The 26,164-nt window shown below is 33.2% G+C and carries 21 protein-coding genes and 1 tRNA gene; 12 read left to right on the forward strand and 10 right to left on the reverse strand.

Annotated features, from left to right (window positions below; all coding sequences use genetic code 11):
• Positions 1 to 39: 39 nt before the first annotated feature.
• Complete coding sequence (locus FLAPXU55_RS18830) at positions 40 to 2,100, reverse strand: M1 family metallopeptidase (RefSeq protein WP_180860204.1); 2,061 nt, start codon at positions 2,098 to 2,100, stop codon at positions 40 to 42.
• A gap of 5 nt (positions 2,101 to 2,105) precedes the next feature.
• Positions 2,106 to 3,173 carry a transposase gene (locus FLAPXU55_RS18835; RefSeq protein ID WP_180860207.1) on the reverse strand — a complete coding sequence of 356 codons (1,068 nt, stop codon included), beginning with the start codon at positions 3,171 to 3,173 and terminating at the stop codon, positions 2,106 to 2,108.
• An 88-nt stretch (positions 3,174 to 3,261) separates the two neighbouring features.
• On the opposite strand from FLAPXU55_RS18835, the gene FLAPXU55_RS18840 reads away from it, so the two are divergent.
• Both FLAPXU55_RS18840 and FLAPXU55_RS18845 read left to right on the forward strand, forming a co-directional pair.
• Positions 3,262 to 3,999, forward strand: coding sequence for a Dph6-related ATP pyrophosphatase (locus tag FLAPXU55_RS18840; protein WP_180860210.1), 738 nt, complete (start codon positions 3,262 to 3,264; stop codon positions 3,997 to 3,999).
• A 26-nt stretch (positions 4,000 to 4,025) separates the two neighbouring features.
• Complete coding sequence (locus FLAPXU55_RS18845) at positions 4,026 to 4,529, forward strand: hypothetical protein (RefSeq protein WP_180860213.1); 504 nt, start codon at positions 4,026 to 4,028, stop codon at positions 4,527 to 4,529.
• Here the strand turns inward: FLAPXU55_RS18845 and FLAPXU55_RS18850 are convergent.
• From FLAPXU55_RS18850 to FLAPXU55_RS18860, 3 genes are all read right to left on the reverse strand, one after another.
• Entirely contained in the window at positions 4,526 to 5,071 is a 546-nt protein-coding gene (locus FLAPXU55_RS18850; RefSeq protein ID WP_180860216.1) for a DUF1697 domain-containing protein, read from the reverse strand. The genes FLAPXU55_RS18845 and FLAPXU55_RS18850 overlap by 4 nt on opposite strands.
• A 42-nt stretch (positions 5,072 to 5,113) precedes the next feature.
• Positions 5,114 to 6,892 carry a hypothetical protein gene (locus FLAPXU55_RS18855; RefSeq protein ID WP_180860219.1) on the reverse strand — a complete coding sequence of 593 codons (1,779 nt, stop codon included), beginning with the start codon at positions 6,890 to 6,892 and terminating at the stop codon, positions 5,114 to 5,116.
• 133 nt (positions 6,893 to 7,025) lie between these two features.
• The gene (locus tag FLAPXU55_RS18860; RefSeq protein WP_180860222.1) at positions 7,026 to 7,457 is read right to left on the reverse strand and encodes a hypothetical protein; all 432 of its coding nucleotides are present in this window, start codon (positions 7,455 to 7,457) and stop codon (positions 7,026 to 7,028) included.
• Between the two features lie 260 nt (positions 7,458 to 7,717).
• On the opposite strand from FLAPXU55_RS18860, the gene recG reads away from it, so the two are divergent.
• On the forward strand, positions 7,718 to 9,826 hold the full coding sequence (recG, locus tag FLAPXU55_RS18865) for an ATP-dependent DNA helicase RecG (protein WP_180860225.1): 2,109 nt from the start codon (positions 7,718 to 7,720) through the stop codon (positions 9,824 to 9,826).
• A 248-nt stretch (positions 9,827 to 10,074) separates the two neighbouring features.
• Here the strand turns inward: recG and FLAPXU55_RS18870 are convergent, their stop codons facing one another.
• From FLAPXU55_RS18870 to FLAPXU55_RS18880, 3 genes are all read right to left on the reverse strand, one after another.
• A complete protein-coding gene (locus tag FLAPXU55_RS18870; RefSeq protein WP_180860228.1) occupies positions 10,075 to 10,674 on the reverse strand; it encodes a PAS domain-containing protein in 600 nt (199 codons plus the stop codon).
• A 79-nt stretch (positions 10,675 to 10,753) separates the two neighbouring features.
• On the reverse strand, positions 10,754 to 11,608 hold the full coding sequence (locus tag FLAPXU55_RS18875; RefSeq protein ID WP_053471397.1) for a hypothetical protein: 855 nt from the start codon (positions 11,606 to 11,608) through the stop codon (positions 10,754 to 10,756).
• 31 nt (positions 11,609 to 11,639) lie between these two features.
• Positions 11,640 to 12,239 (reverse strand): peroxiredoxin family protein, encoded by a 600-nt coding sequence (locus FLAPXU55_RS18880; RefSeq protein ID WP_180860230.1) that lies wholly within the window; start codon positions 12,237 to 12,239, stop codon positions 11,640 to 11,642.
• Positions 12,240 to 12,809: 570 nt separating this feature from the next.
• Between FLAPXU55_RS18880 and FLAPXU55_RS18885 the strand changes: the two genes are divergently transcribed.
• From FLAPXU55_RS18885 to FLAPXU55_RS18910, 6 genes are all read left to right on the forward strand, one after another.
• The gene (locus FLAPXU55_RS18885; protein WP_180860233.1) at positions 12,810 to 13,868 is read left to right on the forward strand and encodes an efflux RND transporter periplasmic adaptor subunit; all 1,059 of its coding nucleotides are present in this window, start codon (positions 12,810 to 12,812) and stop codon (positions 13,866 to 13,868) included.
• Between the two features lie 114 nt (positions 13,869 to 13,982).
• A complete protein-coding gene (locus FLAPXU55_RS18890) occupies positions 13,983 to 17,078 on the forward strand; it encodes an efflux RND transporter permease subunit (protein ID WP_180860236.1) in 3,096 nt (1,031 codons plus the stop codon).
• A gap of 56 nt (positions 17,079 to 17,134) precedes the next feature.
• Positions 17,135 to 18,445 carry a TolC family protein gene (locus FLAPXU55_RS18895; RefSeq protein WP_180860361.1) on the forward strand — a complete coding sequence of 437 codons (1,311 nt, stop codon included), beginning with the start codon at positions 17,135 to 17,137 and terminating at the stop codon, positions 18,443 to 18,445.
• Positions 18,446 to 18,649: 204 nt separating this feature from the next.
• Complete coding sequence (locus FLAPXU55_RS18900; protein WP_180860239.1) at positions 18,650 to 19,513, forward strand: bestrophin family protein; 864 nt, start codon at positions 18,650 to 18,652, stop codon at positions 19,511 to 19,513.
• A gap of 135 nt (positions 19,514 to 19,648) precedes the next feature.
• Complete coding sequence (pheT, locus tag FLAPXU55_RS18905) at positions 19,649 to 22,069, forward strand: phenylalanine--tRNA ligase subunit beta (RefSeq protein ID WP_180860242.1); 2,421 nt, start codon at positions 19,649 to 19,651, stop codon at positions 22,067 to 22,069.
• A gap of 618 nt (positions 22,070 to 22,687) precedes the next feature.
• Positions 22,688 to 23,122 carry a hypothetical protein gene (locus FLAPXU55_RS18910; protein WP_053471391.1) on the forward strand — a complete coding sequence of 145 codons (435 nt, stop codon included), beginning with the start codon at positions 22,688 to 22,690 and terminating at the stop codon, positions 23,120 to 23,122.
• A gap of 331 nt (positions 23,123 to 23,453) precedes the next feature.
• On the opposite strand, the gene FLAPXU55_RS18915 is transcribed toward FLAPXU55_RS18910, so the two are convergent.
• Entirely contained in the window at positions 23,454 to 23,708 is a 255-nt protein-coding gene (locus FLAPXU55_RS18915; protein ID WP_159439046.1) for a hypothetical protein, read from the reverse strand.
• 42 nt (positions 23,709 to 23,750) lie between these two features.
• On the opposite strand from FLAPXU55_RS18915, the gene FLAPXU55_RS18920 reads away from it, so the two are divergent.
• Complete coding sequence (locus FLAPXU55_RS18920) at positions 23,751 to 24,539, forward strand: sensor histidine kinase (RefSeq protein ID WP_053471389.1); 789 nt, start codon at positions 23,751 to 23,753, stop codon at positions 24,537 to 24,539.
• Positions 24,523 to 25,173 carry a response regulator transcription factor gene (locus FLAPXU55_RS18925; protein WP_180860245.1) on the forward strand — a complete coding sequence of 217 codons (651 nt, stop codon included), beginning with the start codon at positions 24,523 to 24,525 and terminating at the stop codon, positions 25,171 to 25,173. The genes FLAPXU55_RS18920 and FLAPXU55_RS18925 overlap by 17 nt, the downstream gene beginning before the upstream one ends.
• 201 nt (positions 25,174 to 25,374) lie before the next feature.
• Here the strand turns inward: FLAPXU55_RS18925 and FLAPXU55_RS18930 are convergent, their stop codons facing one another.
• The gene (locus tag FLAPXU55_RS18930; protein ID WP_180860248.1) at positions 25,375 to 25,887 is read right to left on the reverse strand and encodes an adenine phosphoribosyltransferase; all 513 of its coding nucleotides are present in this window, start codon (positions 25,885 to 25,887) and stop codon (positions 25,375 to 25,377) included.
• 112 nt (positions 25,888 to 25,999) lie between these two features.
• On the opposite strand from FLAPXU55_RS18930, the gene FLAPXU55_RS18935 reads away from it, so the two are divergent.
• A tRNA-Arg gene (locus FLAPXU55_RS18935) sits at positions 26,000 to 26,073 on the forward strand.
• Positions 26,074 to 26,164: the final 91 nt, after the last annotated feature.

Below are 26,164 nucleotides of genomic sequence, written 5' to 3' on the forward strand. Positions count from 1 at the left end.
CACCTAAAAATCTATTTTCTTTATTCTATTCTCTATTTTCTATTCTTTTAATAAACGATTCAATTGAAACTGTTCATCGGGGTTCAAATTAGGTAAAATTCTATTAAATGAAGCACGCATTTCTGAATTTTTTAATAAAATCCTAATCGAATCTCTACCAAATTTTGAAAACTGCCACATATGGTGCGTTGTGGCGTTAACTAAATTGGTTAAAACTTCATCGTTAATAAACTTAAACGCAATCAATTTTTCTAATGCATTCTGGCGTGTTGTTGCTTCATATTTTGTTGTAGAAAAAGCAACTAATTCATTTATTAATCCCTCAGGATTACTGCTGTAATCCTGAGTCGATAATGCAAGCGACAGCCACAATGTACGAAGGTTATAATCGTTAAAACCAATCCAGTTTTTCGATTTATCAAGATATTCTTTTCTATGATTCGGGAAGTTATTCCATAAATAGAATAATGCGGCTTCTTGTGTTTGATACGATTTATCGTCTAAAAGTGTTTCATATTCTGTTCTAAAATCTTCCGGGATTTTTGATAAAGTTTCTGCTAAAGTCTGACGAAGCTGTACGTTATTTTGATGCAAAGCTTTCAATAATAACTCTTTTTTATCTTCATATTTTTCAGTCTGTAATTGCGAAATAATTGCTTCTTTCACTGAATGATGAATATCTGAATCCATAGTTTTAGTGAAGAAATCAAGCTTTTCTTTTAAAGGTGTTTTCTTTAATTTATCAACTTCTAAGTGCACTTTAATTGCATTGTTTTTGCTTAATAAAGCATTGGCTGTCGGCGTATCAAAAGCTGTAGATTCCAGCCAGGTTTTTTGAAACTGAACCAAATCAAAATCTGAAACTTTTTTAATTTCGTCGAAGAAATTCTCTGTGTTTACATTCTTGAATGCATATTTATTCAAATAACTTTTTATGGCTTTTTTAAAGGCTTTGTCTCCAATAGATTCATGCAAAACAAAAAGTGCCCACGCTCCTTTTTCATAAAAAGTAAGCGAACTTGCTTTTCCATTTAAAACCGGAATAGTGTCTGTTCTTGAAGCAAATTTTATCTGCTGTGCCGTATCGTATAATTTGGCGTAAAAATAATCATCTCCAAAAATACTTCTTTCTGCCAATAACGCATAATACGTTGCAAAACCTTCCTGAAGCCAGTGATGTGTGCTGCTTTCGGCAGTAATTAAATCTCCAAACCAATGATGTGCCAGTTCATGTGCATCAACATTAGTATAATTTCGATCTGTAAAACCAATATTATCCACTACATAACGAGTTGTAAAAAGTGTCGTTGTTGTATTTTCCATTCCGCCATACAAAAAATCGCGAACCGGAATCTGCCTGAAAACTTTCCACGGATATTTTACTCCAATTTCTTTTTCGAGGAAATCAAAAATTCGTTTTGAATAGCGATATGTTGGTTCAAAACGCGATGCATCTTTGTTTTCGATATAATATTCTAACGGAATTTTAGATTTAGATAAAAATTGTTTTTTATCATATTTCCCAATAGAAAGCACCAATAAATAAGAACTCATTGGGTTTTCCATTTGGTATTGCCAATGCACCAGATTATCTTTCTCCGTTTTACTTTTTAAAACTCCGTTTGAAACGACCTGATATTCTTTTTTATAGGTAATTCCGAGATTGAAAATTACCTTTTCATTTACATCATCAAAACTCGGAAACCAATTACTAGTATATCTTCCCTGTCCCTGCGTCCAGATTTGAATATCGTCATTTTCAATATTTACAAAATACAAGGCTTGTTTTGGTTTTACATTATAACTGAAAGTCAAATGATTATTTCCTTTCTGGAAGTTGTTGATGATTTGTAATTCTTTGTTTGTATTAATAAAAATTACATCTTTTCCGTTAATTTGAACATTTGTAAACTGCATGTTCTTGGCATCGATTTTTATCGTATCAATCGGCTGTAAAACCTCAAAATCGTAATCTACTTGTCCGTAAATTATTTTTTGGGAATCAACGATATTCAATTGACCTGAAACCGATTTAAAATCAACATATTTGGTTTGCTGCGCAAAAATGAAAGTGGTTATAAAAAAGAAAATGTATTTCATTGCAATTATGAATTTATAGAATCCGTCTCCCAAGATATTGGATTATTTTTAATATAATCATAAATTGTTTCAAATGTTTTATAATTTCTAACAATATGATCGTGATAGTTTTGCTGCCAAATTGATTCAAAACCATTTATTTGTTTTGTCGTAATCGATTTAAAAAGAGCTACAAATGATGAAATGGAATTGGGTTTACGAGAGAATGTCTGCAAAGATTGGTTCTGTAGAGGCGCACAGCAGTGCTTCTCCGCAAAGGGTGTCGACAAAGATTGCGTTTCATTCGTTGTGGATATGCTGGACGTAGACGCACTGCTGTGCGTCTCTACAATATGCGACGGTTCAATACGTGACGTTTTAATTTGCGACGTTTGAATCTGCGCATTTGAATTTGATTCATTCGATAATTTCAACAACGATTCGTTTGATGATTTCGACAAAGATTGGTTCTGTAGAGGCGCACAGCAGTGCGTCTCCGCAAAGTGTGTCGACAAAGATTGCGTTTCATTCGTTGTGGATGTGCCGGACGTAGACGCACTGCTGTGCGTCTCTACAATACGCGACGTGTTAATACGCGACGTTTCAATCTGCGTATTTATATTTGATTCATTTGATAATTCCGGCAACGATTGGTTCTGTAGAGACGCACAGCAGTGCGTCTCCGCAAAGTATGTCGACAAAGATTGCGTATCATTCGTTGTGGATGTGCCGGGCGTAGACGCACTGCTGTGCGTTTCTACAATACGCGACGTTGAAATCTGCGACGTTTCAATATGTGTCGTTCCAATCCGTTTTTCCATATTTTCCTGAATTTCAATCAATAAATGAATATGATTTGGCATCACAATCCAATTATGAAAAAACCAATTTTTACGAATCTTTATCGATTTCAAAAGCTCATTCTCCACAATCTTTCCATTTTCATTTAAAATCATTTTTCCATCTTCAACAGATCCAAAAATGCATTCTCTGTCTTTTGTAACCATTGTAATGAAATAAACTGCTTCACTAGAATAATCCCAATCTCTCAATCGATTGGAATCAATTTTTAATTTGTCCTTGTATAATGTCATAAATTGGCGTGTAAAAACCCAAAGTTACAAAGGTTCCGCCAACAAATCGAATGAAATTTGTAAGTTTACCGCACAAAAATAATCCAACGTGTCGACACCTAAAAAAGCCTTATTTAACTGGAGCAGCGGAAAAGATTCTGCACTAACATTATACAAAATTCTTCAAAATCCGGAATTTAAAATCGAATGTTTATTAACGAGCGTGAATCAGCAATATCAGCGAATTTCAATGCACGGCGTTCGCGTGGAATTATTACAGGCTCAGGCAGAAAGCATCGGAATTCCATTAAAAATTATGCAGGTTCCGGAAATGCCGACAATGGAAGTTTACGAAACCGTAATGACAGAAACTTTGACAGAATTAAAAAAACAAGGAATTATGTACTCTGTTTTTGGAGATATTTTTCTGAAAGATTTGCGAAAATATCGTGAAGAACAATTGGCGAGAATAGGTTTTGAAGGTGTTTTTCCCATTTGGAAAATTCCATCTCTCGATTTAATTCAGGAATTTATTTCGCTTGGATTTAAAACTATTGTGGTTTGTGTAAATGAAAGATATTTAGATAAAAGTTTTGTCGGCCGAATTATCGATCAGGATTTTATAAATGATTTACCTGAAAACGTTGATGTCTGCGGAGAAAATGGAGAATTTCATACTTTTACTTTTGACGGACCAATTTTCTCTAAACCAATTGATTTTGAAATTGGTGAAATTGTTTATCGAAAATATGAAAAACCAAAAAGTCAGGATTCATCCAATAAAGCCTGTGACACAAGTGCAACAGATGCTTTTGATTTTGGATTTTGGTATTGTGATCTTATTTAATTGGTTCAATATAAAAACAAATTTATATGTCTTTGCAAGAAAGTTACGAAGTAAAAAAAGTGCTTCAGTTTCTAAATGAAATTAACATCAACATAATTGAAAAAGAGCTGGGTACAACTTTTTTACCCGGATTGGATTTAGGACCAAATTGCATTTATATTGATTATAATAATTTATTATATCCCGGAGATATTTTACATGAAGCCGGGCATCTAGCCGTTACAACTTCTGAAGAAAGAAAATTGATAGGCACAGCCAAAATTTCTTCTGAATGGCCTACTCAGGGAGAAGAAATTGCGGCTATTCTATGGTCATTTGCGGCAGCCAAATATTTGAATTTACCGCTAGAATTTATATTTCATCCAAATGGATATAAAAATGATTCTGATTGGTTAATTTCAAATTTCAGCAATGAAAATTACATAGGATTACCTCTTTTGGAATGGATGGGTTTATGTTTGGGAAATGAACTTGCTGCTAAAGAAGGAAAAGCGGCTTTTCCAGCAATGCTAAAATGGATGCGGGATTAATTCTGTTCCTCATACATTGCTAACAAATTCGTAACCGTATTCAAGTTACGCATTGTGCCAATTACATTTAGTTTTTTCTCGATATATTTCAATTCCAGTCTTGTCTTTCCGGCGCCAACAGCATATTTAATATAAATCCTGTTTTCGTCAATAGTTGCTTCGTCTGGCTTAAACTGACTGATTTTTAAATCATGTATATTTTCTTTCTTCAAAGCAATTGCCACAAAAACAATATAAAGTTTTTTGATATCTATATCTTTTTCCTTCAAATAAAGATTGTTTGCAAAGCACAATTCTAAATCCTTTTTTGCAATTACAATGGCAGGAACTTCATGTCCGAAAACCTTAAAGATTTCCTGCTTGATCATAAAACCCACTTTTGCAGCATCTTCTTCACTATCAACAAAAACATTTCCGGATTGCAAATAGGTACGAACATTTTGAAAACCAATATTTTCAAGCATTGTTTTCAAAGCGTCCATTTTAATCATATTGTGACCAGAGACATTGATTCCGCGAAGAAGTGCTAAGTGTGTTGCCATTTTTAAAATTTTAGTCAAAGATAAATATTCATTGTATCAAAACTAGTCTTCATCTTCACCAATTTCAATATCGAACTTGGTTAAAAAATCATTGAGTTGTTTTTTATACTTTGCTTTTGCTTGATTTACAATTTCATCCGTTTCTTCGTTTGTTTCTATTGCGTTTAAATTAAATTCCTTTTTAACCCATTGCTGAAATTCCTCTTTATTTTCATTTTCTTCGTAATATTCTTCATCTTTATAGAAATAAGCATTGTCAAAATCGACTGAAACTTCGGTATCCAAAGTTAAAAGATGAATCAATTTACGTGTATTTTCAGCTACAACATGAATTCCGCCTTCGTCACCAAAAACTACTATTGGGCAATTATTTAAATCTTTATCAATAAGCCAGTACGCATAAGAACTTCCTGAACCGTTTGCGCCAGCAAATTCAATAAAACTATTATAAAATTCTTCTTCTTCAGACCATGTTTTTATTCCGGTTTTATCATCATAAATTAACAATCCAAAACATTCTGAATAGGTTTCTGATCCATACTTTTGATCAAATTCATACAGTTTTACTAAATCTTCAGGTAAAGCATAATTGCCAAACTGAACTGAATATTCTTCTAAAGAAAAACTATTATCATATTCCTGATATTCTGTTTCTTCATCGTCGTCTTCATCATCATCTTCTTCAGAAGGTTCTGCTGTCAATACTTCAAAAGCTTCTAATGCAGCACATTTTACAGTAAACATTTCTATTCCGGGTGCAGTTTCATTATTGGCCCATTGGTATTTAGTTTCTCCATCTTCATCAAGATATTCAAGAACGAGCGTGATTTCTTCATCATCATGGCACCATAAAGCACGCATTTTTATATTAAAACCATTTCCAATTTCTTCAGAAAGCTGGCTGTATTTCTTTCCTTCATAAGTAAACGGAATAAAGGAATATTCGTTTGTTCCACTCTTTTTACTAATTCTGCCTATGTGTTTTACATATTCTAATTGAGATAAAACTTCCACCATATTTATAAACTGACTACGAAAATCAGTATACATATATTTTTCTTTTTTATCGTAATCAAGAATTGAAAGTCCTTCATTAAAAACGTCTTCGTGGTAATTATTTCCTAGTATTTCTGTACCATATTCTGAATGTTCGATAAAAGAATCGTCAACAATATCAGATAATTTATGTGTTGATGGAAAGTAGTTTTCAATTGTAATTATATTGCCGTCAGCATCACTGAGATTGCTGCAAATCATTATATCCGGTCTGTTTACACTAACAATTGCCTGAATATCTGTAAAACGTTCAAAATGCATCAGCATATCGTCGCTGTAAATTAACCACGATGTAACATCTCCTTTTACAAAAAGTTCTCCGTGATTGTATTCACCAATAATGGTATCGCATTTTAAACCTCCGCCTAAATAATGTACATTTCCAAACAAAGTGATATTGACCGTTTTAGTTTCTCCCAAAACAATCAAAGCGGGCGAATTATCGGTATCAAAAGAACTTATCAATTTTGTGACATTCAGATTTCCTTTAAAAATAAATCCCAGAATAAAAATATCCTCATGTTCTTCTGTAGTGAAATCCATCTCGAAGATATCCATTTCTACATCTTCTTCTGCTAATAAAAAGATTGGATTTTCTTCATAATCAGGAAAACGCCAGGTATCTTCAAAAACATTGTAGATTTTTTGACCGTTAAAATCCGTAAGATCTCCAATAATAGTGTGGGCTTCGTTTCTATTAATAACTTTAAACGTAACACCTGCAAACACAATAGTTTCAAAAGGAACTTTTTCTTCTTTACTCATTTTCTTAGTGGCTTATATTTAAAACAAATCTAATAATTATCTTTATTTATTAAAACAAAACTGACTATAAACGAAAAAACTCTGTTAAGTTTCTAACAGAGTTTTTTTATTTTGAATTTCGTGAAATCTACAACTATTTTGTTTTTTCGTATACCAATGTTGGGCCATCGCAATTTTGCCATGTACTTATTAGTTCTTGTGCTTCATTAATAAATAATTCTTCGCTTAAATTTCCGGTACAGCTTTCTATAATATCGCTTGTGCTGGTATAAGTTAATTTAAAATGCTTCTGATTTTGAATTTCTGTTATCGAAAAAGTTCCTGATGCCGTTGTTGTAACTCCATCTTTTGTTCTGGTTTTTATAAATGTATTATCTTTTTTTAAATCATAATATTCCAGATATTGCGGCTTGCCAATAATATAAATAGCTTCAACAAAAGAACCAGTAGATCTGGTAAGTTTCCATTTTCCGTAATAAGTAAAAGAAGATCGGGAATCGGCATTATCACTTGAGCAGGAAACAATACTTAACATTAATATAAAAATAGAGGCAAATTTTTTCATTTTGATTTTATTTTTAAAGTTTAACTATATAAATAGATGACAATATTGTTAAAAGGTTGCTTATCTGCGTAATAAAATTTTTCAAAACTAATGTACTTTCAAATTTCCTAATTAAAATTTATCTTCGCTTTTCAAATTAAATCCCAAAATAGAAATTCCAAATTCCAATACCGAAATCTAAAATCAACAATCTAAACTCTAAAATCTAAACTCTAAAATCTAAACTCTAAAATCTAAACTCTAAAATCTAAAATTCATAAATGTCTAATAATCTCCTTGAAACTCCTATCGAATACTTAAAAGGTGTTGGCCCAAGTCGTGGTCAATTGTTTCGTAAGGAATTAGGAATTCATAAATATGGAGATTTAGTCAATTTTTACCCAAACCGATATATTGACAGAACACGTTATTATAAGATTAACGAACTGCAAAATACAGGAAGTGAGGTTCAGATTGTTGGAAAAATCATCAACATAAAAACGGTTGAATTTGCTAAAAACAAAAAACGTTTAGTTGCCAGTTTTGTTGATGAAACCGGAATGATTGAACTGAACTGGTTTCAGGGCCATAAATGGATTCGCGAAAGTTTAAAACTAAACGAACAGCTTGTTATTTTTGGAAAATGTTCTTTGTACGGAAGCCAATTCAGTATGGCACATCCTGAAATTGAGTTGTTGAGCGAACACGAAAAAAGTCTTCGTTCTGCCATGCAGCCGGTTTATCCATCGACAGAAACGCTGACAAACCGCGGCATTTCAAACCGAACGATCAATAAAATGATGGAACAATTGTTTATTGAAACTCAGGCTTTGTTTACCGAAACTTTCCCGGCTTATTTACTTGAAGAATTGAAGCTGATTCCAAAAAGGGCGGCTTTATTTAATATACATTTTCCAAAAAGTGCAGATGCTTTGGCGAAAGCCCAATTTAGATTAAAGTTTGAAGAATTGTTTTTTATTCAATTACAATTAATTACTAAAAACTTAATTAGAAAACATAAAATAAAAGGGCATCCGTTTACAAAAGTGGGTGAACTTTTTAATGATTTCTACCAAAATCATCTGCCGTTTGATCTGACAAATGCCCAAAAAAGAGTGATCAAAGAAATTCGCTCAGATATGGGAAGCAACGCCCAAATGAACCGATTACTTCAGGGAGATGTTGGTTCAGGAAAAACGATTGTGGCTTTTATGAGCATGCTTTTGGCGATTGACAATGGTTTTCAGGCGTGTTTAATGGCACCGACAGAAATTCTGGCTAATCAGCATTTTCTTGGATTGTCGGAATTTGCTAATACACTAAACATCAACATTAAAATATTAACGGGTTCAACTAAAACTTCTGAAAGGAAAATTATTCATGAAGAACTGGAGAACGGAAGTTTGCAGATTTTAATTGGAACTCACGCTTTGTTAGAAGATAAAGTAAAATTTCAAAGTTTAGGTTTGGCGGTTATTGACGAGCAGCACCGTTTTGGTGTAGAACAACGCTCTAAATTGTGGAAGAAAAATGATATTCCGCCGCACGTTTTGGTTATGACGGCAACGCCAATTCCGAGAACTTTGGCGATGAGTTTATACGGCGATTTGGATATTTCTGTAATTGATGAATTACCGCCGGGAAGAAAACCTATTGAAACTGCACATCGTTTTGATTCGAACCGCTTAAAAGTCTGGAAATTCCTGCGCGACGAAATTGCTAAAGGAAGACAAATTTATATTGTATATCCGTTAATTCAGGAATCTGAAAAAATGGATTATAAGGATTTAATGGACGGTTATGAAAGTATTTCGAGAGATTTTCCACTGCCGCAATATTCAATTTCGATTCTACACGGAAAAATGAAACCTGCGGATAAAGATGCCGAAATGAAACGTTTTTCTGAAGGAAAAACCAATATTATGGTCGCAACAACTGTAATTGAAGTTGGTGTAAATGTGCCAAATGCCAGCGTTATGATTATCGAAAGTGCCGAACGTTTTGGTTTATCGCAATTACATCAATTACGCGGACGTGTAGGCCGTGGCGCGGAACAGAGTTATTGTATCTTAATGACAAGCCACAAATTAAGTGCCGACAGTAAAACGAGAATGGAAACGATGGTACAAACAAATGATGGTTTCGAAATCGCCGAAGTCGACTTAAAACTTCGCGGCCCGGGAGATTTAATGGGAACGCAGCAAAGTGGTGTTTTAAATTTACAAATCGCTGATATTGTCCGCGATCGTGATATTTTATCTTTGGCACGAAACTACGCATTAAAAGTTTTAAAAGAAGACGCTCCGCTACAAAAACCGGAACATGCTATTTTAAAAATGGTTTTTATAGAATTGACGAAGAAGAAAAATATTTGGAATTATATTTCGTAAGGTTCAAAGGTTCAGAGATGCAAAGTTTCAAAGGTTTTAACTTGACGAATGTCATCCTGAGCGAAGTCGAAGCGAAGGCTTATGAAACCAAAAAAACTTAGCATCTTAGCGTCTCAGAACCTTAGCATCTTAAAAAAAAATACACTCCACTGCATCAATAAGTTTTACATATTCAGGTGATTAGATTTGTTGGGGAGCAAACTTTTGATTTGAATATTACGTCGACGCAATGAAGTATATTTATTAAACTATTTCTTGGGCGGCGTTTTGTCAAATAAACCGCTGAATAAGCCTTTGCTTACTTTGTTTTTATCATCTTTTCCTGTAGAGATTAAATGGTCGATATATTCCATATAAGTCTTTTTTCGCTCTTCTAAAAAGCCAACCAAATATTCTTCAGAAGCGATTAGTCCGCTTGTTTCTTCAATCTGTAAAAGCTTTTTATATAATGGTTCAATAAATTTTGTAATAAGAGGTTCAGGAACCGATTTTCTGGTTCCAAAGTAGCCTACAATATCTCCATCAGCATCGGCAATAATTTTAAAATCGGTTACAACCCAGTAATAACGACCGGTTTTTGCCATATTTTTTATAACAACATGAATGTTTTCACTTGATTTAATGCTGTCCCACAAGAATTTAAAAATCACTTTTGGCATATCAGGATGCCTCACAATATTGTGAGGCTGTCCTACAAGTTCAAATTCATCATATCCTGAGACATCTATAAAATCTTCATTGGCATAAAGAATCGTTCCGTTTTTATCTGTTTTACTAAGTAATACTTTATTTTTATTCCAATCTACTTCTCTGTCAGAAGGCGTTGGACGGTTAAATCTCGTATCCATAAATTTGCTGCTAATAATTAATAAATGGTTGATTGTGCGTGTAAAAATGTTGGTGCGGGGAAGTTGGTTTTTACAGTTTTTAATTTCTGGTATTAGTCGATTTTACATGAATATCATTTACTAAATCATCAATTTTTTTGGCACTTTCACGCATCATATCCAAATATGTTAAAAGCTTATCATTATCGGTATGTCCTTTTGAAACATCAATTAATTTTAAAACAGAATTTACCGGAAGTTTTAAATCCAGGGTTGTTCTGTGAATAAAATCGTTGTATTCTTTTGTTGCAGATAATGAACTGTATTTAGCAGAAGCCAGTTTCATGTTTTCTAATTCGTATTCATCAGAAATTTTAGAGATATGATTGTGGCTGTGTTCTTTAAAATAATAAGCCCAATACCCATTCATGAAAAATACAACGGCAGCCAAAACAGTATGGATAATAAGCGTTTCTAAATCAAAATTTACTTGCGAAAAATAAACCTGAAGTCCGTTTGCATCATTATAAACGAAGTTTTGCAAATAAGCCAAACCAGCATGATGAAGCACAACCAAAAGCGTTAAGGGAATCTGCAGTTTCCAGTTTTGATAAATAATCAAAATAGTACTCGCAATAAAAACTGTAAAGTGCATTTCGAATAAACCATGCATTTGGTAAATATATTGTGCCATAAATACTGCCAGTATAACTGACAGAACGTATTGATAAAATTTAGAATTCTTTAGAAAAAACTTTGCCGAATAATAGGCCAAAAGGTTCAGCGTCCCAACTCCTACTCCAATTTCGAATGTATCATACTTAAAGGATAATCCGATTCCGAGAAGAAAATAAACGGCTAGAACATAATTAATAATGATATCTGATTTTTGCGTCATAGTCGACATAAAACTGTGCAGATAATCTTGCTCATTTAAACTGGCTTTTGTTTTCATAGGTTTAAAAAATTTTAGTTAGTGATAGATTTTATTTAGTGCAATTTGGTAATGAACATCCGTAAGCTCTAAGAGCTAAAGCATTAAATGAGGGCGAAATATTTTGTTTTAACAGCGAATCGATCGCCATTTGGGCGTAATTACTTTCGGCATCTGTGCAATATCTTGTTTTATTGTAATTACCACGATAATATAAATTATGATCAGCATCAAGCAGAACAGCTTGCGGAGTAGAAATTACACCGCACTTTTGAGCAATGCCTTCATCAAAATAAACTGGAATTGGTGCTCCGAATTTTTGCTGAATTTCTTCGATAGAAAAAGTTCTCTTTTTGTTTAACACCACAATTTTAAAATTGATTTTATTTCCGTATTTCTTTATCAAATCACTTACGTGCGGCACATTGAAGCGTGAGCACGGACAATCCGGATTAAAGAAGTGAAAAAAAACAGGTTTATTATCAAATGCACAGCATTGCGACAAATCAACTTTGGAGCCCATTGCTATAGCATGATAATTTTTCGGTATTGGCGTTGGCAGACTATATTTAAATTCATTCTGCCAAAAAAGATAACCAACTGAAAATAGTAAAAGTGTAAACCATAAAGCTAAGAGTATTTTTTTCTTCATATATTATTTTTTTAGCAATTAAGAACAAAAAATATAAACACTTGTTAATATAATTATCAAATAATTTCTGTAAAAAACCTAAAAAATTACACCTAACTCATTATTTTAACTAATAAACCTACATAATTTAGTAAGTATTAGTAGCAAAACCAACATTTTGTTTAACATAGTAATGTTACAAATAAATTCGATAAACTGCAAAGAAAATCGGACAAAAGCGAAAAAAAATTATGAAGACTGAGCAATCATTGAAGTTCTGAGATGATAAAACCACAAACATTAAATTTTACTTTTTAAAATAAAAAATTACATTTATTTGATTATGAGACAGATAACTTACAAAACATTTTAATTGTTAAGAATTACAAAAAAAAGTAATATTTACATTTAAACCTTTTCTTAAAAACGATGTCTAAAAGCAAACTTTTGCTGTTAGAGCTAATTAAAACGATTTGAAATTATTGTAAGCCAAGTGTTAAATAAAAGCTAACGCCTTTTGGTTTCAGCACAAAAAGTTAAATTTGCTAGTTGCAAAAAAACATACAACAAAAAAACATTCACCTAAATTTTATGAAATTAAAACACCTAATCTACGCCTTGATCATCATCGTTTTAGGAGGATTTATTACTTACCGAATAATATCCAACAAAGGCAAAAATGACGAATCAAAAAAATTTGGCGATAAAGATAAGCCAACAACTGTAACCGGACTTGTTATTAAAACTTCGACTTTTGATAACAACTTATCTTTATCTGGCTCAATCGAAGCAAACGAACAAATTGAAATTCACAGTGAAGTTTCGGGAATTGTAGAAGGTATTTATTTTAATGAAGGAACTTACGTGAATAAAGGTCAGGTACTTTTTAAAGTAAACGACATTGAATTAAAAGCACAATTAAGACAAGCTGTAACCAAAGAAGGCTTAGCAGCAGAAAACGAAAGAAGAGCCAAACTTTTACTTCAAAAAGAAGCCATCAGCCAGGAAGAAGCAGATGTTGCAAGAGCAGATTATGCTTCGGCGCAGGCGCAAAGTCAATTAATTAGAGCCCAAATATCTAAAACCTCTGTAAAAGCACCATTTTCAGGAAAAGTTGGTTTACGTTCTATTTCACCGGGAACTTATATTACACCAACAGTTGTAGTAGCAAAACTGGTTAATACAGGAAAATTAAAAATTACATTCTCAATTCCGGAAAAATATGCAGCGCAGGTAAAATCCGGTTCAATAATCGATTTTAATGTTTCGGGATCTGATAAAACCTATTCAGCAAAAATTTATGCAATCGAGCCAGAAATTGCAGTTGCAACACGTACATTACAAATTCGCGCTATTGCAGATAATACCGACGGAAAACTTTTCCCAGGAACTTTTGCCGATGTAAAATTACCATTAAATATTATTAAAGATGCTATAGTTGTACCTTCTCAGGCTATCATACCTGTTCAGGACGGTAAAAAAGTGTTTATTGCAGATATGGGCAAAGCCAAAGAAGTTATGGTTGATGCCACAACAAGAACTGATGCTTCTATTTTGATTTTATCAGGATTAAAAGCCGGAGATACTTTAATAACAAGCGGTGTTATGTCATTAAAAAATGAAGCACCTATAAAAGTTAAAGTAAAATAGTCATAAAGCCGAAAGTCCAAAGTCGTAAGACTTAAATATAGATTTAAAGATGGCAGTAAGATTTAGCAATAAATCTGAAATCTAAAATCAACAATCTAAAATCTAAAATCACACATGAGTTTATCAACTACAAGTATAAGAAGACCTGTTTTAACCATTGTACTGAATTTATTAATCATATTATTCGGTTTTATTGGTTATACGTTTTTGGGTGTTCGTGAATTTCCTTCTATCGATCCCGCACAGGTTTCTATTAGAACCAATTATACAGGAGCCAATTCTGATATTATAGAATCACAAATTACAGAACCTCTTGAAAAAGCAGTAAATGCAATTGACGGAATTCGAAACATAACATCATCCAGTAATCAGGGAAGCAGTAATATTACCATCGAATTTAATCTGGATAAAAATCTGGAAGAAGCCGCAAATGATGTTCGTGACAAAGTTTCGCAGGCTGTTCGAAGTTTACCTCAGGATATTGATGCGCCGCCGGTGGTTTCTAAAGCCGATGCCGATAGTGAATCTATTATTTCGATGACGGTTCAGAGCGATACCCGAAGTCCTTTAGAACTAAGTGATTATGCCGAAAATGTAATTTCACAGCGCTTAGAAACTATTCCCGGAGTAAGCGGGGTTCAAATTTGGGGACAAAAACGTTACGCCATGCGTTTATGGATTGATCCGATAAAATTAAATGCTTATAACTGTACTGTTGCTGATGTTCGGGATGCCTTAAATGCGCAAAACGTAGAATTACCATCTGGAAAATTAACTGGAAACAATACCGAATTGACCGTAAAAACCATTGGAAATCTTTCTAAACCAGAAGAATTTAATAACATTATCATTCGAACAGACGGAGAGAAAATTGTTCGTTTGAGCGATGTGGGTGGTGCCGAATTAGGACCTGAAAATATCGAAACTTCTTTGACATCTTCAGGACTTCCAATGATTGGTTTAGCCATTGTCCCAATGCCGGGAGCCAATTATCTTGATATTTCGAAAGAATTCTATAAAAAATATGATGCTCTAAAAAAGGATCTTCCAAAGGATATAAAACTAAATATTGCACTTGACAATACGCTGTTCGTAAAAAAATCGGTATTGGAAGTTGCCGAAACTTTAGGAATTTCGATCATTCTGGTAATCATTATTATTTATCTTTTCTTTAGAGACTGGGCAATTGCGTTCAGGCCTTTAATTGATATTCCCGTTTCATTAATTGCTACTTTCTTTATCATGTGGCTTTTCGGGTTTTCCATCAATGTATTGACTTTATTAGCCATTGTTTTGGCAACAGGTTTGGTTGTGGATGACGGAATTGTAGTTACCGAAAATATATTTAAAAAGGTCGAAGAAGGAATGTCGCCAATTGAAGCAGCCATTAAAGGTTCTAATGAAATTTTCTATGCCGTAATCTCTATTTCAGTAACACTTGCGGCGGTATTTTTACCTGTAATTTTCTTAGAAGGTTTCGTAGGCCGACTCTTTAGGGAATTTGGGGTCGTTATTGGTGCCGCTGTATTAATTTCTGCCTTTGTATCCTTGACTTTAACGCCAATGTTAAATGCTTATTTAATGAAAGGCGGAGAACAAAAAAAATCAAAATTCTATATAAAAACAGAGCCATTTTTCGAAAAAATGAACAGCGGTTATGCGGAGTCTTTAACCAAATTCATGGATAAAAAATGGATCTCCTTCCCCATACTTATTGCTTGTTTTGGATTGATTTATTTGTTTTTTACTATACTCCCAAAAGAAACTGCTCCTTATGATGACAGAAGTTCGGTAACCATGAGAATGACCACTCCAGAGGGTTCTTCTTATGAATATACCAACCGTTTTATGCAGGAAATATCAAAATTGGTTGATGATTCTATTCCGGAGAAAAAAGTCAGCTTGGTAATTACCGCAGGAGGTTCCGGAGGTTCTGCAACAAATTCCGGTTTTATCAGGCTTTCGCTTAAAGAACCAGACGAAAGAAACAAGTCTCAAAAAGATATAGCCGATCAATTATCAAAATGGACTAAAAAATATCCAGATGCTAAAACATCTGTGATTCAGCAGCCTACAATTGCCGTGAACAGACGTGGAGGTCTTCCGATTCAGTACATTATTCAGGCTCCAACTTTTGAAAAACTAAGAGAAAAAATCCCTGTTTTTATGAATGAAGTAGGTAAAAGCGATGTTTTCTCGACAACAGATGTCAATTTAAAATTTAATAAACCTGAAATCAACGTAAGTATCGATCGTGAAAAAGCAGAGAGTTTAGGAATTTCTATTATTGATATTGCACAAACTTTACAGCTTTCGTTAAGCGGACAGCGTTTTGGATATTTCATTAAAAACGGAAAACAATATCAGGTTATAGGTCAGTTTGATCAAAAAGACAGATCAAAACCGCTGGATTTAACTTCAATGTTTGTGAAGAACAAAAGCGGACAATTAATTCAAATGGACAATGTTGTCAATGTTGTTGAGCAGAGTAATCCGCCGCAATTGTACCACAACAATCGTTATATGTCTGCAACCGTTTCTGCAGGTTTAGCACCGGGAAAAAGTATCAGCGATGGTATTGAGGAAATGGACAGGATTAAAGCCAAAGTTTTAAACGAAAGTTTTACAACAGATTTAAGTGGAGAATCGCGAGATTTTGTGGAGAGTAGTTCTAATACTTCTTTCGCATTTGGATTAGCTTTATTATTAATTTTCCTGATTCTTGCAGCACAGTTTGAAAGTTTTATCGATCCATTTATTATCATATTAACAGTACCAATGGCGGTTGCCGGAGCTTTATTTTCGCTTTGGTTATTCAATCAAACGTGGAATATTTTCAGCCAGATTGGAACCGTAATGCTTATTGGCCTGGTTACTAAAAATGGTATTTTGATTGTCGAATTTGCCAATCAGTTACGAGAGCAGGGCAAGCCAAAAATGGAAGCTATTCTTGAAGCATCAGAAGCACGTTTACGTCCTATTTTAATGACGAGTTTAGCGATTGCATTAGGAGCATTACCAATTGCAATGTCGCTTGGAGCTGCTTCTACCAGTAGAATTGGTATGGGAGTTGTAATTGTGGGAGGAACAATTTTCTCTTTGGCGCTGACTCTTTTTGTGATTCCGGCGATCTATTTTATGTGGTCAAAAGCCAGAAAACATTATCCTGAATTTGATCGTATCGACGAATACGAAAAAGAAAGTAAATAATATTAGCCATGAATTCACGAATACAATTTGTGAATTCATGGCAAAAGAAAAATAATATGAATATTAAGAATATATACTGCACTTTAATAGTTCTGTTCTTTTGCGTTTTTAAAACAAATGCACAGGAAGTTTTGACTATTGAAGAAGCAATGAAAATCGCTTTAGAAAATAATTTTGAGATTAAAATTGCCAAAAATAATTCGACCATAAGCGAAACAAATGTTACTGTAGGAAACGCAGGAATACTGCCAACCGCTACAGCTAATATTGTTGACAACAATAGTGTTACAAACTCAACTCAGGTACGTCAAGACGGAACATCAACTACATTAAACAATGCAAAAAACAACAGTTTAACGTATGGTGTTAGTTTAGGCTGGACGGTTTTTGACGGCATGAGAATGTTTGCGAGATACGATCAGTTAAAAGAACTTCAAAAATTAGGCGATTCTGAATTAAAAAGAACTATTCTCGTAAAAATTGGTCAGGTAAATGCTGCTTATTATGATTTGGTTCAGCAACAGCATCAATTAGCGGCTTTAGATACTACAATTGTAATTTCTAAACAAAGAGTAGAATTAGCACAAAATCGTTTCACCATTGGTAAAGCTTCAAAATTAGAAGTTTTAAATGCGCAGGTTGATTTAAATACAGATCAGGTTACTTTATTAAGACAAAAAGAATCCTATGCGAATGCTAAAATATTATTGAACCAATATTTAGCACGTGATCCTAAAATTAATTTCAAAGTAACTGATGTTGTTACTGTTGATGATAAACTGGTTTTGGCCGATTTAATGAATTTGGCACAAAAACAAAATCCGGCTTTAGAATCGCAGATTATCAATAAACGTATTGCCGAATTACAGCTGAAACAAGTAAAAGCAAGTAGATATCCAACTGTAAATTTAACTTCTGGTTATAATTTTGCCGAAAGTCAGTCGAGTTTAGGATTTACAAGTGAAAACTCTTCAAGAGGTTTTACCTATGGATTTAATGCTTCGATGAATATTTTTGACGGATTTAATCAGCATCGAAATGAAAAAGTAGCCAAGCTTCAAATCGAAAATTCTCAAATTGCAATTGACCAGCAAAATATGATTCTGAACACGCAATTAAGTACTGCTTTTCAAACGTATTTAACCAATTTAGAATTAATTGATTTAGAAGAAAATAACGAAGCAATTGCCAGACAAAATTTAGAAATTACTTTAGATAAATTCAGAATTGGAACTATCACAACCATTGATTTCAGAACGGCTCAGCTCAATTATGTAAACGCAAAAGTTCGTTACAGCAATGCGCAATACGAAGCAAAATTATCTGAAATTGCCTTAAAAGAATTAGCAGGAAATATTAATTTTTAATTTTTCAACTAATAATTAAGAGAACTAGAACCACTTACCTATAAAATATAAAGCATTAGTTTGAACTCATCTTCATCTGCTAATCTCCTAAATCTGCGGGGAAAAAATCAGCTCGCAGATTCAGCAGATTCAGCAGATTTTTTTTTCATATTACAACAAATTAGGTGATTTTTTATTTTAAATTTGTTTCAAAACAAAATTTAGATGATCTCTTATAATACCAAAGAATGGTTTACGTTCATATTCCATTTTCATAAATCAGATACCGTTAGAAAACTATTTCCAATCATGCTTGCGATTGGTGTTTATGCCGCAGCCGTTGGATATCTGGAAGTTGAATACTTTAAAGTTGGCAAAAATGATTATATCCACAACATTCCTATTATGCACGGAATGCTTGGTTTTGTCATTTCGTTATTACTGGTTTTTAGAACAAACACCGCGTATGACCGCTGGTGGGAAGGACGTAAACTTTGGGGAGGTTTGGTAAACAGTAGCCGTAATCTGGCTATAAAACTTTCGGCAATTTTAAAAGACGAAAACGACAGGAGTTTCTTTAGAAAATTTATTCCGCTATATGCTGATATTCTGCACAAACATTTAAAAGATGCTGATACCAGCAAACAACTTTTTGAAGATGTTGATTTAGAAATTGACCATCATAAACACAAACCCAATCAGCTTAAAAGAATCATGTATCATAAAATCAATGATTTGTATGATGCAAAGAAAATTACTGGCGATCAGTTAATCATTTTAAATGACGAATTGCAATCGTTTACAGATATCTGCGGTGCGTGCGAGCGTATTAAAAACACGCCTATTCCCTACTCTTACAGCGCTTTTATCAAGAAATTTATCTTCTTTTATACCATGACACTTCCGTTTGGATATTCTATTAGTTTGGGATATTTTGTAGCGCCGGTTGTCGTTTTTATATTTTATGTTTTGGCGAGTTTGGAGCTTATTGCCGAGGAAATCGAAGATCCGTTTGGAGATGATGAAAATGATCTTCCAACAAAAAAGATTTCTGAAAACATCAAAAAACATATTGAAGAATTGATTTAAACAAGCTAAAACTCAAAAGAATAACATACTATTTTGAGCTAAACAGATGTTTTAAGGGAGAAAAACCAAATAAATTCTTTCTTACTACAATTCTCAATCCTTATATTTGTATCCTGATAAAAGAATAAAACTAACATGAAAATATCTTATAACTGGTTAAAACAATTCATTAAAACGGATTGGACATCTGAGCAAACTTCTGAATTATTGACAGATCTGGGTCTTGAAGTTGAAGTTGTTGAGAAATACCAGTCTATTAAAGGCGGATTAGAAGGAGTTGTTGTAGGTCACGTACTTACCTGCGAAAAACATCCTGATGCAGACCGATTAAAAGTTACTACAGTAAATATTGGTTTAGAAGCTCCTGTACAAATTGTATGCGGTGCTGCGAATGTGGCTGCGGGACAAAAAGTTCCTGTTGCAACTATTGGAACCGTTTTATATGATAAAGAAGGCGTTGAATTTACTATTAAAAAAGGTAAAATTCGCGGACAGGAAAGCCACGGAATGATTTGTGCCGAAGATGAATTAGGTCTTGGTACGGGACATGACGGAATTATGGTTCTGGATGAAAATCTGGTTCCGGGAACTAAAGCTTCTGAAGTTTTTCAAATTGCTGATGATGAAGTTTTCGAAATTGGTTTAACACCAAACCGTGCCGATGCAATGAGCCACTATGGAACAGCGCGCGATTTAAGAGCCGGAATGCTTCAAAGAGGCGTAAACGTAGAATTGATTACACCATCTGTAAGCAATTTTAGAGTTGATATGCGTACACTTAAAATTGATGTTAATGTTGAAGAACCAGCTTTAGCACCAAGATATTGTGGTGTAACAATTTCAGGAATTACGGTTCACGAATCTCCAAAATGGCTTCAGGATCGTTTAAAAGCAATTGGTTTAACGCCAAAAAATAATATTGTCGATGTTACTAATTATGTTTTACATGAGTTAGGACAGCCGCTTCATGCTTTTGATGCTGCAAAAATTACCGGAAAAGTAATTGTAAAAACATTGCCGGAAGGAACAAAATTTACCACTCTTGATGATGTTGAAAGAACATTGCATGCTGAGGATTTAATGATTTGTGATGAAAAAGGCCCGCTTTGTATTGCAGGTGTTTTTGGAGGAAAAAAATCGGGCGTTACAGACGGAACAACTTCTATTTTCTTAGAAAGTGCTTATTTTGATGCTGTAAGCGTTCGTAAAACAGCAAAAAGACATCAATTGAATACAGATGCTTCTTTTAGATTTGAAAGAGGAATTGACCCAACTATTACAGAATATGCTTTAAAACGTGCGGCTATCTTAATTCAGGAAGTTGCAGGTGGAAAAATTACATCAGATGTTGTAGAAGTTTATCCTAAAAAAGTGGAAGATTTTTCGGTTTTATTGAATTTCAGCCACGTTTCTAAAATCATTGGACAAGAAATCCCAAAAGATACCATCAAAAAAATCCTTGTTTCTTTAGATATTAAAGTAAACAGCGTTTCTGATACTGGTTTAGGTTTAACTATTCCGGCGTATCGTGTTGACGTCCAAAGAGAAATTGATGTTATTGAAGAAATTCTAAGAGTTTATGGTTACAACAATATTGAGTTTTCTAAAAAATTCAATGCAACGGTAGCTAATTCTCCAAGAACAGAAGATTATAAAGTACAAAATGTTATCGCTTCTCAATTAAACTCTCAAGGTTTTCATGAAATGATGGCAAACTCTTTAACAACAGCTGCTTATGCAAAATTATCGACTGTTTTAAAAGAAGAACATAATGTTACCATGTTAAATCCTTTAAGCAGTGATTTATCAACAATGCGTCAGTCGTTGTTGTTTTCTGCTCTTGAAGCGATTTCATACAATATCAATAGAAGAAATTCTGATTTAAAATTATTTGAATTCGGAAAATCTTATCACAAATACCTAAACGGTTACGAAGAGCACAAACATTTAACTTTATCTATTTCTGGAAACAGAAATAAAGAAAGCTGGACAACGCCTCAAAAAGGAACTGATTTCTTCTTATTGAAAGGGTATGCAAAAGGTATTTTGGCTCGTTTGGGAATTGAAAAAATTTCGAATGCTCCGGTTCAGTCTGATGTTTTCTCAGAAGGAACTTCTATTTGCTACAACAATGATACATTGGTTGAAATGGGAGTCGTGAAGAAATCGATTTTAAAGCATTTCGGAATCAAACAAGATGTTTATTATGCTGATTTCAACTGGGATTTGATTTTAAAAATCATTACAGGAAAAATTAAGTATACGGAGATTCCTAAATATCCTGAAGTTCGCAGGGATTTAGCTTTATTAATCGACGAGAAAACGACTTACGAAAGCATTTTTAACCTGGCGAGACAAACGGAGAAAGTACTTTTAAAAGACATTAATTTATTTGATGTATATCAGGGAGATAAACTTCCGGAAGGTAAAAAATCGTATGCTTTAAGCTTTACAATCCAGGATAATACAAAAACGCTTACTGATGCTCAGATTGATAAAATCATGTCTAAATTACAACAGACTTTTGAAACTGAACTTGGCGCAAGCTTAAGATAAAATCTTAAAGTTATAAAATAACAAACCCGACAGGTATTATACTTGTCGGGTTTCTTTTTTTTGTTTCAAGTTTTTTTGTTTCAAGTTTCAGGTTTCAGGTGGTTGCCTGAGTATTGTTTTACCATAAAATTCGCAAAGAATTTCACAAAGTGTCTGAATGTTTTTGTTGACCCACATCTTCAAAACATTATTTCTTTACGCAATCCTTTGCGGACTTTGAGGTAAATTAACAAGCTGCCGAGCCTGAAACCTTAAACACCAAAAAACAAAAACACTAACTAATAAAATATTTATTTCAAATTTGATTCTAAAATCTTAATTGTTAATTATGTATTTTTAGTTATAAGTTTTTCATTGTGTCTTTTTCTGCTAAAAGAATTTTCTTTACTGTTGTTTATGTGCTTTTAGCATCCGTTCTTATTCCTAAAAATTGACATCGTAAAATTATTTAATTACAAAATAGTATTAAGCCGTATTTTAACCCGTTTTTTTAGATAATTTTACCTGTAAAAAAAGGGTGTTTTTCCCCTTGCGTTGTTTTTAGGCATCAAATAATTTTGTCGTCTACAATTAAAAAAACAGTAAACTAAACCAGTAACCAATTAAATTAAAAAAACAATGAAAAATCCTCCCGCAAAACCGAATCAGTTAATATCGAAAGAATTTGCAAAACAATTAAATGTTAACTACAATGCTAAAAAAGCGGCTTCCTTAACTGGTAAACGCGCTAAGAAAGAAGATGCAAATGCTGTTTGGTATTCATTAGAAGCTTTAGAAAGTTATATACACTATATTAAAACCCATGGCGCACAAGACGGATATAACGTAGATGGAATACGTTTTTATTTTGGTGTATATCCAGATGATGAACAACACGGCGAAAAAGCCGGATTAACAACCCTATTCTTGGTTCCAACAGGAAAAAAAGTTGAAGATAATACCGCAAAAGTTCAAAGCTTTGCCATGGTGCAAGAATCAGCTCCAGCTGATATTCAAAGTCTTGACCCTATGAATTACGGTAATATCGGCAGACCGCCAAGCTTAATCTATTAATAAAAAATATGTTTGAATTTTTAAGATCGTATATCATTTATTTAGCTTTATTATCAGGAGGCATCGGATTAATTTCAATGCATAAATTACCTGGTAATAAAGCTAAATTTTTAGTAATTTTAATCTTTTTTTCTGCACTAATCGAATTAGTGGGATATTATTTTACCTATTTGACAGGCTTATTAAATTATTATGTCTATAATTTCTATATGTTTGTCAGCTTTTCTGCCTATATATTACTGCTCCGAAGTCTTTTGTCGAAGATAAATTACAGAATGACGGCAGTTTACTTTTTAATTCTGTTTATTGTTTCCTTCTTTTTAAATATTATTTATTTTAAAGAAGATACAAATCGTTCCTTTACATACAGTTTTGCCATAGGTGTAATGTTAGTATTAATATTATCCTGCTTATATTTGGTGGAGATTTTTAATTCAGACAAAATTTTAAATTTCAAACGATCTGTTTTTTTCTGGTACATTTTAGGAATATTGGTTTTCCACGTTCCTTTTACGCCTTTTATGTTAGCCATCAATTGGTTTCTTATCAAACAAGACGAATCGGTATTTAGTTTAGTATTGTTCATCTTAAATTTTTTAGCACATAGTTGTTATATTATAGGTTTTTTATGGAGCGAAAAGAAATACAACTATTAGTAATTTCATTAGGTATTGTTTTTTTTACTTTACTGGCCGTTGTACTTGTACTTTTCTTTTATTTTTTAAAGAAGAAGAACAGCTATCTGGTCGAAAAAATGGAATCTGAGATGTATTTCCAATCGGAATTGGTAAAAACCCGCATCGAAATTAAAGATCAGACACTTTCTGAAATCAGTAAAGAACTTCATGATAATATTGGCCAGATTATATCCGTTGGAATCATGCAGCTTAATATGTCTATAAGCAGTAAAAGTATTCAGGTAGAAGAATTAAAAGATCTTAAAAATGTACTTGCAAAAGCACTTGACGAACTCAGGATTTTATCGCGCATTATTAGTAAAGATAATTTACTGCAAAGCAACTTTATTGAAGCTATAAAACAGGATTTAATACGTATAAAAAAACTTAGAAAAATTCAGTACCGCTATAATTTAACTGGAGAAATTCCCAATATAAGTGAAGAACACGATTTATTCATTTACAGGATTTTTCAGGAAGCTTTACACAATAGTTTAAAACATTCCCACAGCGATTTATATGAGGTAAATATTGTAACAACTGAAGACCTTTTTCAATTAAAATTAAAGGATTTCGGAATTGGCTATGATCCTCTTAAAGCAAATTCCGGACAAGGATTAACTAACATGAAACTTCGGGCTAAACTTATTGGAGCTCAATTAATCATGGAATCAGATTCATCAGGAACAACCGTAACTTTAGAATACCCTTTAACCACAACCAATGAAACCGAATACTAAAAGTAAAATTATTATTGTCGACGATCATCAGCTTTTTTCCCAATCATTAGAACTTTTAATTAAAAGTTTTGGAGATTACGATGTTATCGAGCGATTTGAAAACGGAAAGTTGTTTATTTCCTACCTTCAGGAAAATCCAGATACTAATATCGATTTGGTATTATTAGATGTTAATATGCCCGTTTTAGACGGTTTAAGCACCATGAAATGGGTTAAGGAAAACAGACCTGATTTAAAAGTAATTGCACTTTCTGTAAACGACGATGAAGAAATCATTATAAAAATGATTACAAACGGTGCAAAAGGTTATTTATTGAAAGATACATCACCCGAAATTTTTAAGGAAGCTATTGAATGCGTTATCGAAAAAGGTTATTATTTTACCGAATCAGTTTCAGCAATGCTCGTTAACAAAGTCAACAGCGATAATAAAAAAATCAGTTTAAAGGAAAAAGAACTGGTTTTTATAAAACATGCCTGCACGGAGATGACTTATAAAGAAATCGCCTCAGAAATGTGTTTAAGCCCTAAAACCATTGACGGTTACAGGGAATCTTTATTTGATAAGTTAGAGATAAAAACGAGAATAGGTTTAGTTTTGTACGCTGTTAAACATAAAATTGTTTTTATTTAAACTTTTTGGGCGTAGTTATTTTAACACATAGAAACATAGATTTAGCACTCAGAAAAAAGGCATTTCACTCATTTTAAACACACAGAGACAGCTATGTTTTAGAAACATGTTTCTTTTTATATTCTTTTAATGCATTTAAAGCCTATGTTTCTATGTGTTAAATGATTTTTTATTAATTATATAACCAACGAGTTTGTTTAATTAATAAGAAAGCGCGGCAAAAACTGGAAACTCTTTGATTTTTTCTCTTCCGTTAAGGAAAGTCAGTTCCATTAAAAAATTACATTGTACAATTTCACCACCTAACTTTTCAACCAGTTCACAGACCGCTTTTGCAGTTCCGCCAGTTGCCAGAACATCATCATGAATTAATATGCGGTCTCCTTTTCGAATAGCGTCGGTATGCATTTCAAGGCTGTCCGTTCCATATTCTAATGCGTATGAAGCTGAAATCGTTTCATAAGGCAGTTTTTTAGGTTTCCTTACCGGAATAAATCCTGCATTTAGTTCTTGCGCCAATAACATTCCGAAGAAAAAACCACGACTTTCTGCCCCTACTACTTTATCAATTTTCTGTCCTTTTAAAGAATTTACCAAAATAGATAAGCATTCTTGCCTTGCTTCAACGTCATTTAAGAGCGGAGTGATATCTTTAAATAAAATTCCTTCTTTAGGAAAGTCCTGAATATCACGTATATAATTTTCAATCTTCATTTTTTTTTATTTTTCTGTATTTTTTTGCTTGTTTATCTCACATTTATCTCTATATTTGCACCCGCAAACAGCGTTCAACAAAGCTACGAAAATTAGCTGAACCAAGCAAAAAGGCCTCGTGGCGCAACTGAATAGCGCATCTGATTACGGCTCAGAAGGTTACTGGTTTGAATCCAGTCGAGGTCACTCTATGGGACAAAAGATAAAAATCATCTTTTGTCCCATTTTTTTTTGTCTTTAACTCCTTGTTAATCATATAAATACCCTCTACAATTTT

The organism is Flavobacterium panici (genome assembly GCF_903819335.1).
In the GTDB taxonomy this organism is placed as follows: Bacteria; Bacteroidota; Bacteroidia; order Flavobacteriales; family Flavobacteriaceae; genus Flavobacterium; species Flavobacterium panici.

What these genes read in the sequence shown, in the direction of transcription:
- FLAPXU55_RS18830 (WP_180860204.1), bottom strand. Translation starts at nt 2,100, where the DNA reads ATGAAATACATTTTCTTTTTTATAACCACTTTCATTTTTGCGCAGCAA.
- FLAPXU55_RS18835 (WP_180860207.1), bottom strand. Translation starts at nt 3,173, where the DNA reads ATGACATTATACAAGGACAAATTAAAAATTGATTCCAATCGATTGAGA.
- FLAPXU55_RS18845 (WP_180860213.1), top strand. Translation starts at nt 4,026, where the DNA reads ATGTCTTTGCAAGAAAGTTACGAAGTAAAAAAAGTGCTTCAGTTTCTA.
- FLAPXU55_RS18850 (WP_180860216.1), bottom strand. Translation starts at nt 5,071, where the DNA reads ATGGCAACACACTTAGCACTTCTTCGCGGAATCAATGTCTCTGGTCAC.
- FLAPXU55_RS18855 (WP_180860219.1), bottom strand. Translation starts at nt 6,892, where the DNA reads ATGAGTAAAGAAGAAAAAGTTCCTTTTGAAACTATTGTGTTTGCAGGT.
- FLAPXU55_RS18860 (WP_180860222.1), bottom strand. Translation starts at nt 7,457, where the DNA reads ATGAAAAAATTTGCCTCTATTTTTATATTAATGTTAAGTATTGTTTCC.
- recG (WP_180860225.1), top strand. Translation starts at nt 7,718, where the DNA reads ATGTCTAATAATCTCCTTGAAACTCCTATCGAATACTTAAAAGGTGTT.
- FLAPXU55_RS18870 (WP_180860228.1), bottom strand. Translation starts at nt 10,674, where the DNA reads ATGGATACGAGATTTAACCGTCCAACGCCTTCTGACAGAGAAGTAGAT.
- FLAPXU55_RS18875 (WP_053471397.1), bottom strand. Translation starts at nt 11,608, where the DNA reads ATGAAAACAAAAGCCAGTTTAAATGAGCAAGATTATCTGCACAGTTTT.
- FLAPXU55_RS18880 (WP_180860230.1), bottom strand. Translation starts at nt 12,239, where the DNA reads ATGAAGAAAAAAATACTCTTAGCTTTATGGTTTACACTTTTACTATTT.
- FLAPXU55_RS18885 (WP_180860233.1), top strand. Translation starts at nt 12,810, where the DNA reads ATGAAATTAAAACACCTAATCTACGCCTTGATCATCATCGTTTTAGGA.
- FLAPXU55_RS18890 (WP_180860236.1), top strand. Translation starts at nt 13,983, where the DNA reads ATGAGTTTATCAACTACAAGTATAAGAAGACCTGTTTTAACCATTGTA.
- FLAPXU55_RS18895 (WP_180860361.1), top strand. Translation starts at nt 17,135, where the DNA reads ATGAATATTAAGAATATATACTGCACTTTAATAGTTCTGTTCTTTTGC.
- FLAPXU55_RS18900 (WP_180860239.1), top strand. Translation starts at nt 18,650, where the DNA reads ATGATCTCTTATAATACCAAAGAATGGTTTACGTTCATATTCCATTTT.
- pheT (WP_180860242.1), top strand. Translation starts at nt 19,649, where the DNA reads ATGAAAATATCTTATAACTGGTTAAAACAATTCATTAAAACGGATTGG.
- FLAPXU55_RS18910 (WP_053471391.1), top strand. Translation starts at nt 22,688, where the DNA reads ATGAAAAATCCTCCCGCAAAACCGAATCAGTTAATATCGAAAGAATTT.
- FLAPXU55_RS18915 (WP_159439046.1), bottom strand. Translation starts at nt 23,708, where the DNA reads ATGAACAATACTAAACTAAATACCGATTCGTCTTGTTTGATAAGAAAC.
- FLAPXU55_RS18920 (WP_053471389.1), top strand. Translation starts at nt 23,751, where the DNA reads ATGGAGCGAAAAGAAATACAACTATTAGTAATTTCATTAGGTATTGTT.
- FLAPXU55_RS18925 (WP_180860245.1), top strand. Translation starts at nt 24,523, where the DNA reads ATGAAACCGAATACTAAAAGTAAAATTATTATTGTCGACGATCATCAG.
- FLAPXU55_RS18930 (WP_180860248.1), bottom strand. Translation starts at nt 25,887, where the DNA reads ATGAAGATTGAAAATTATATACGTGATATTCAGGACTTTCCTAAAGAA.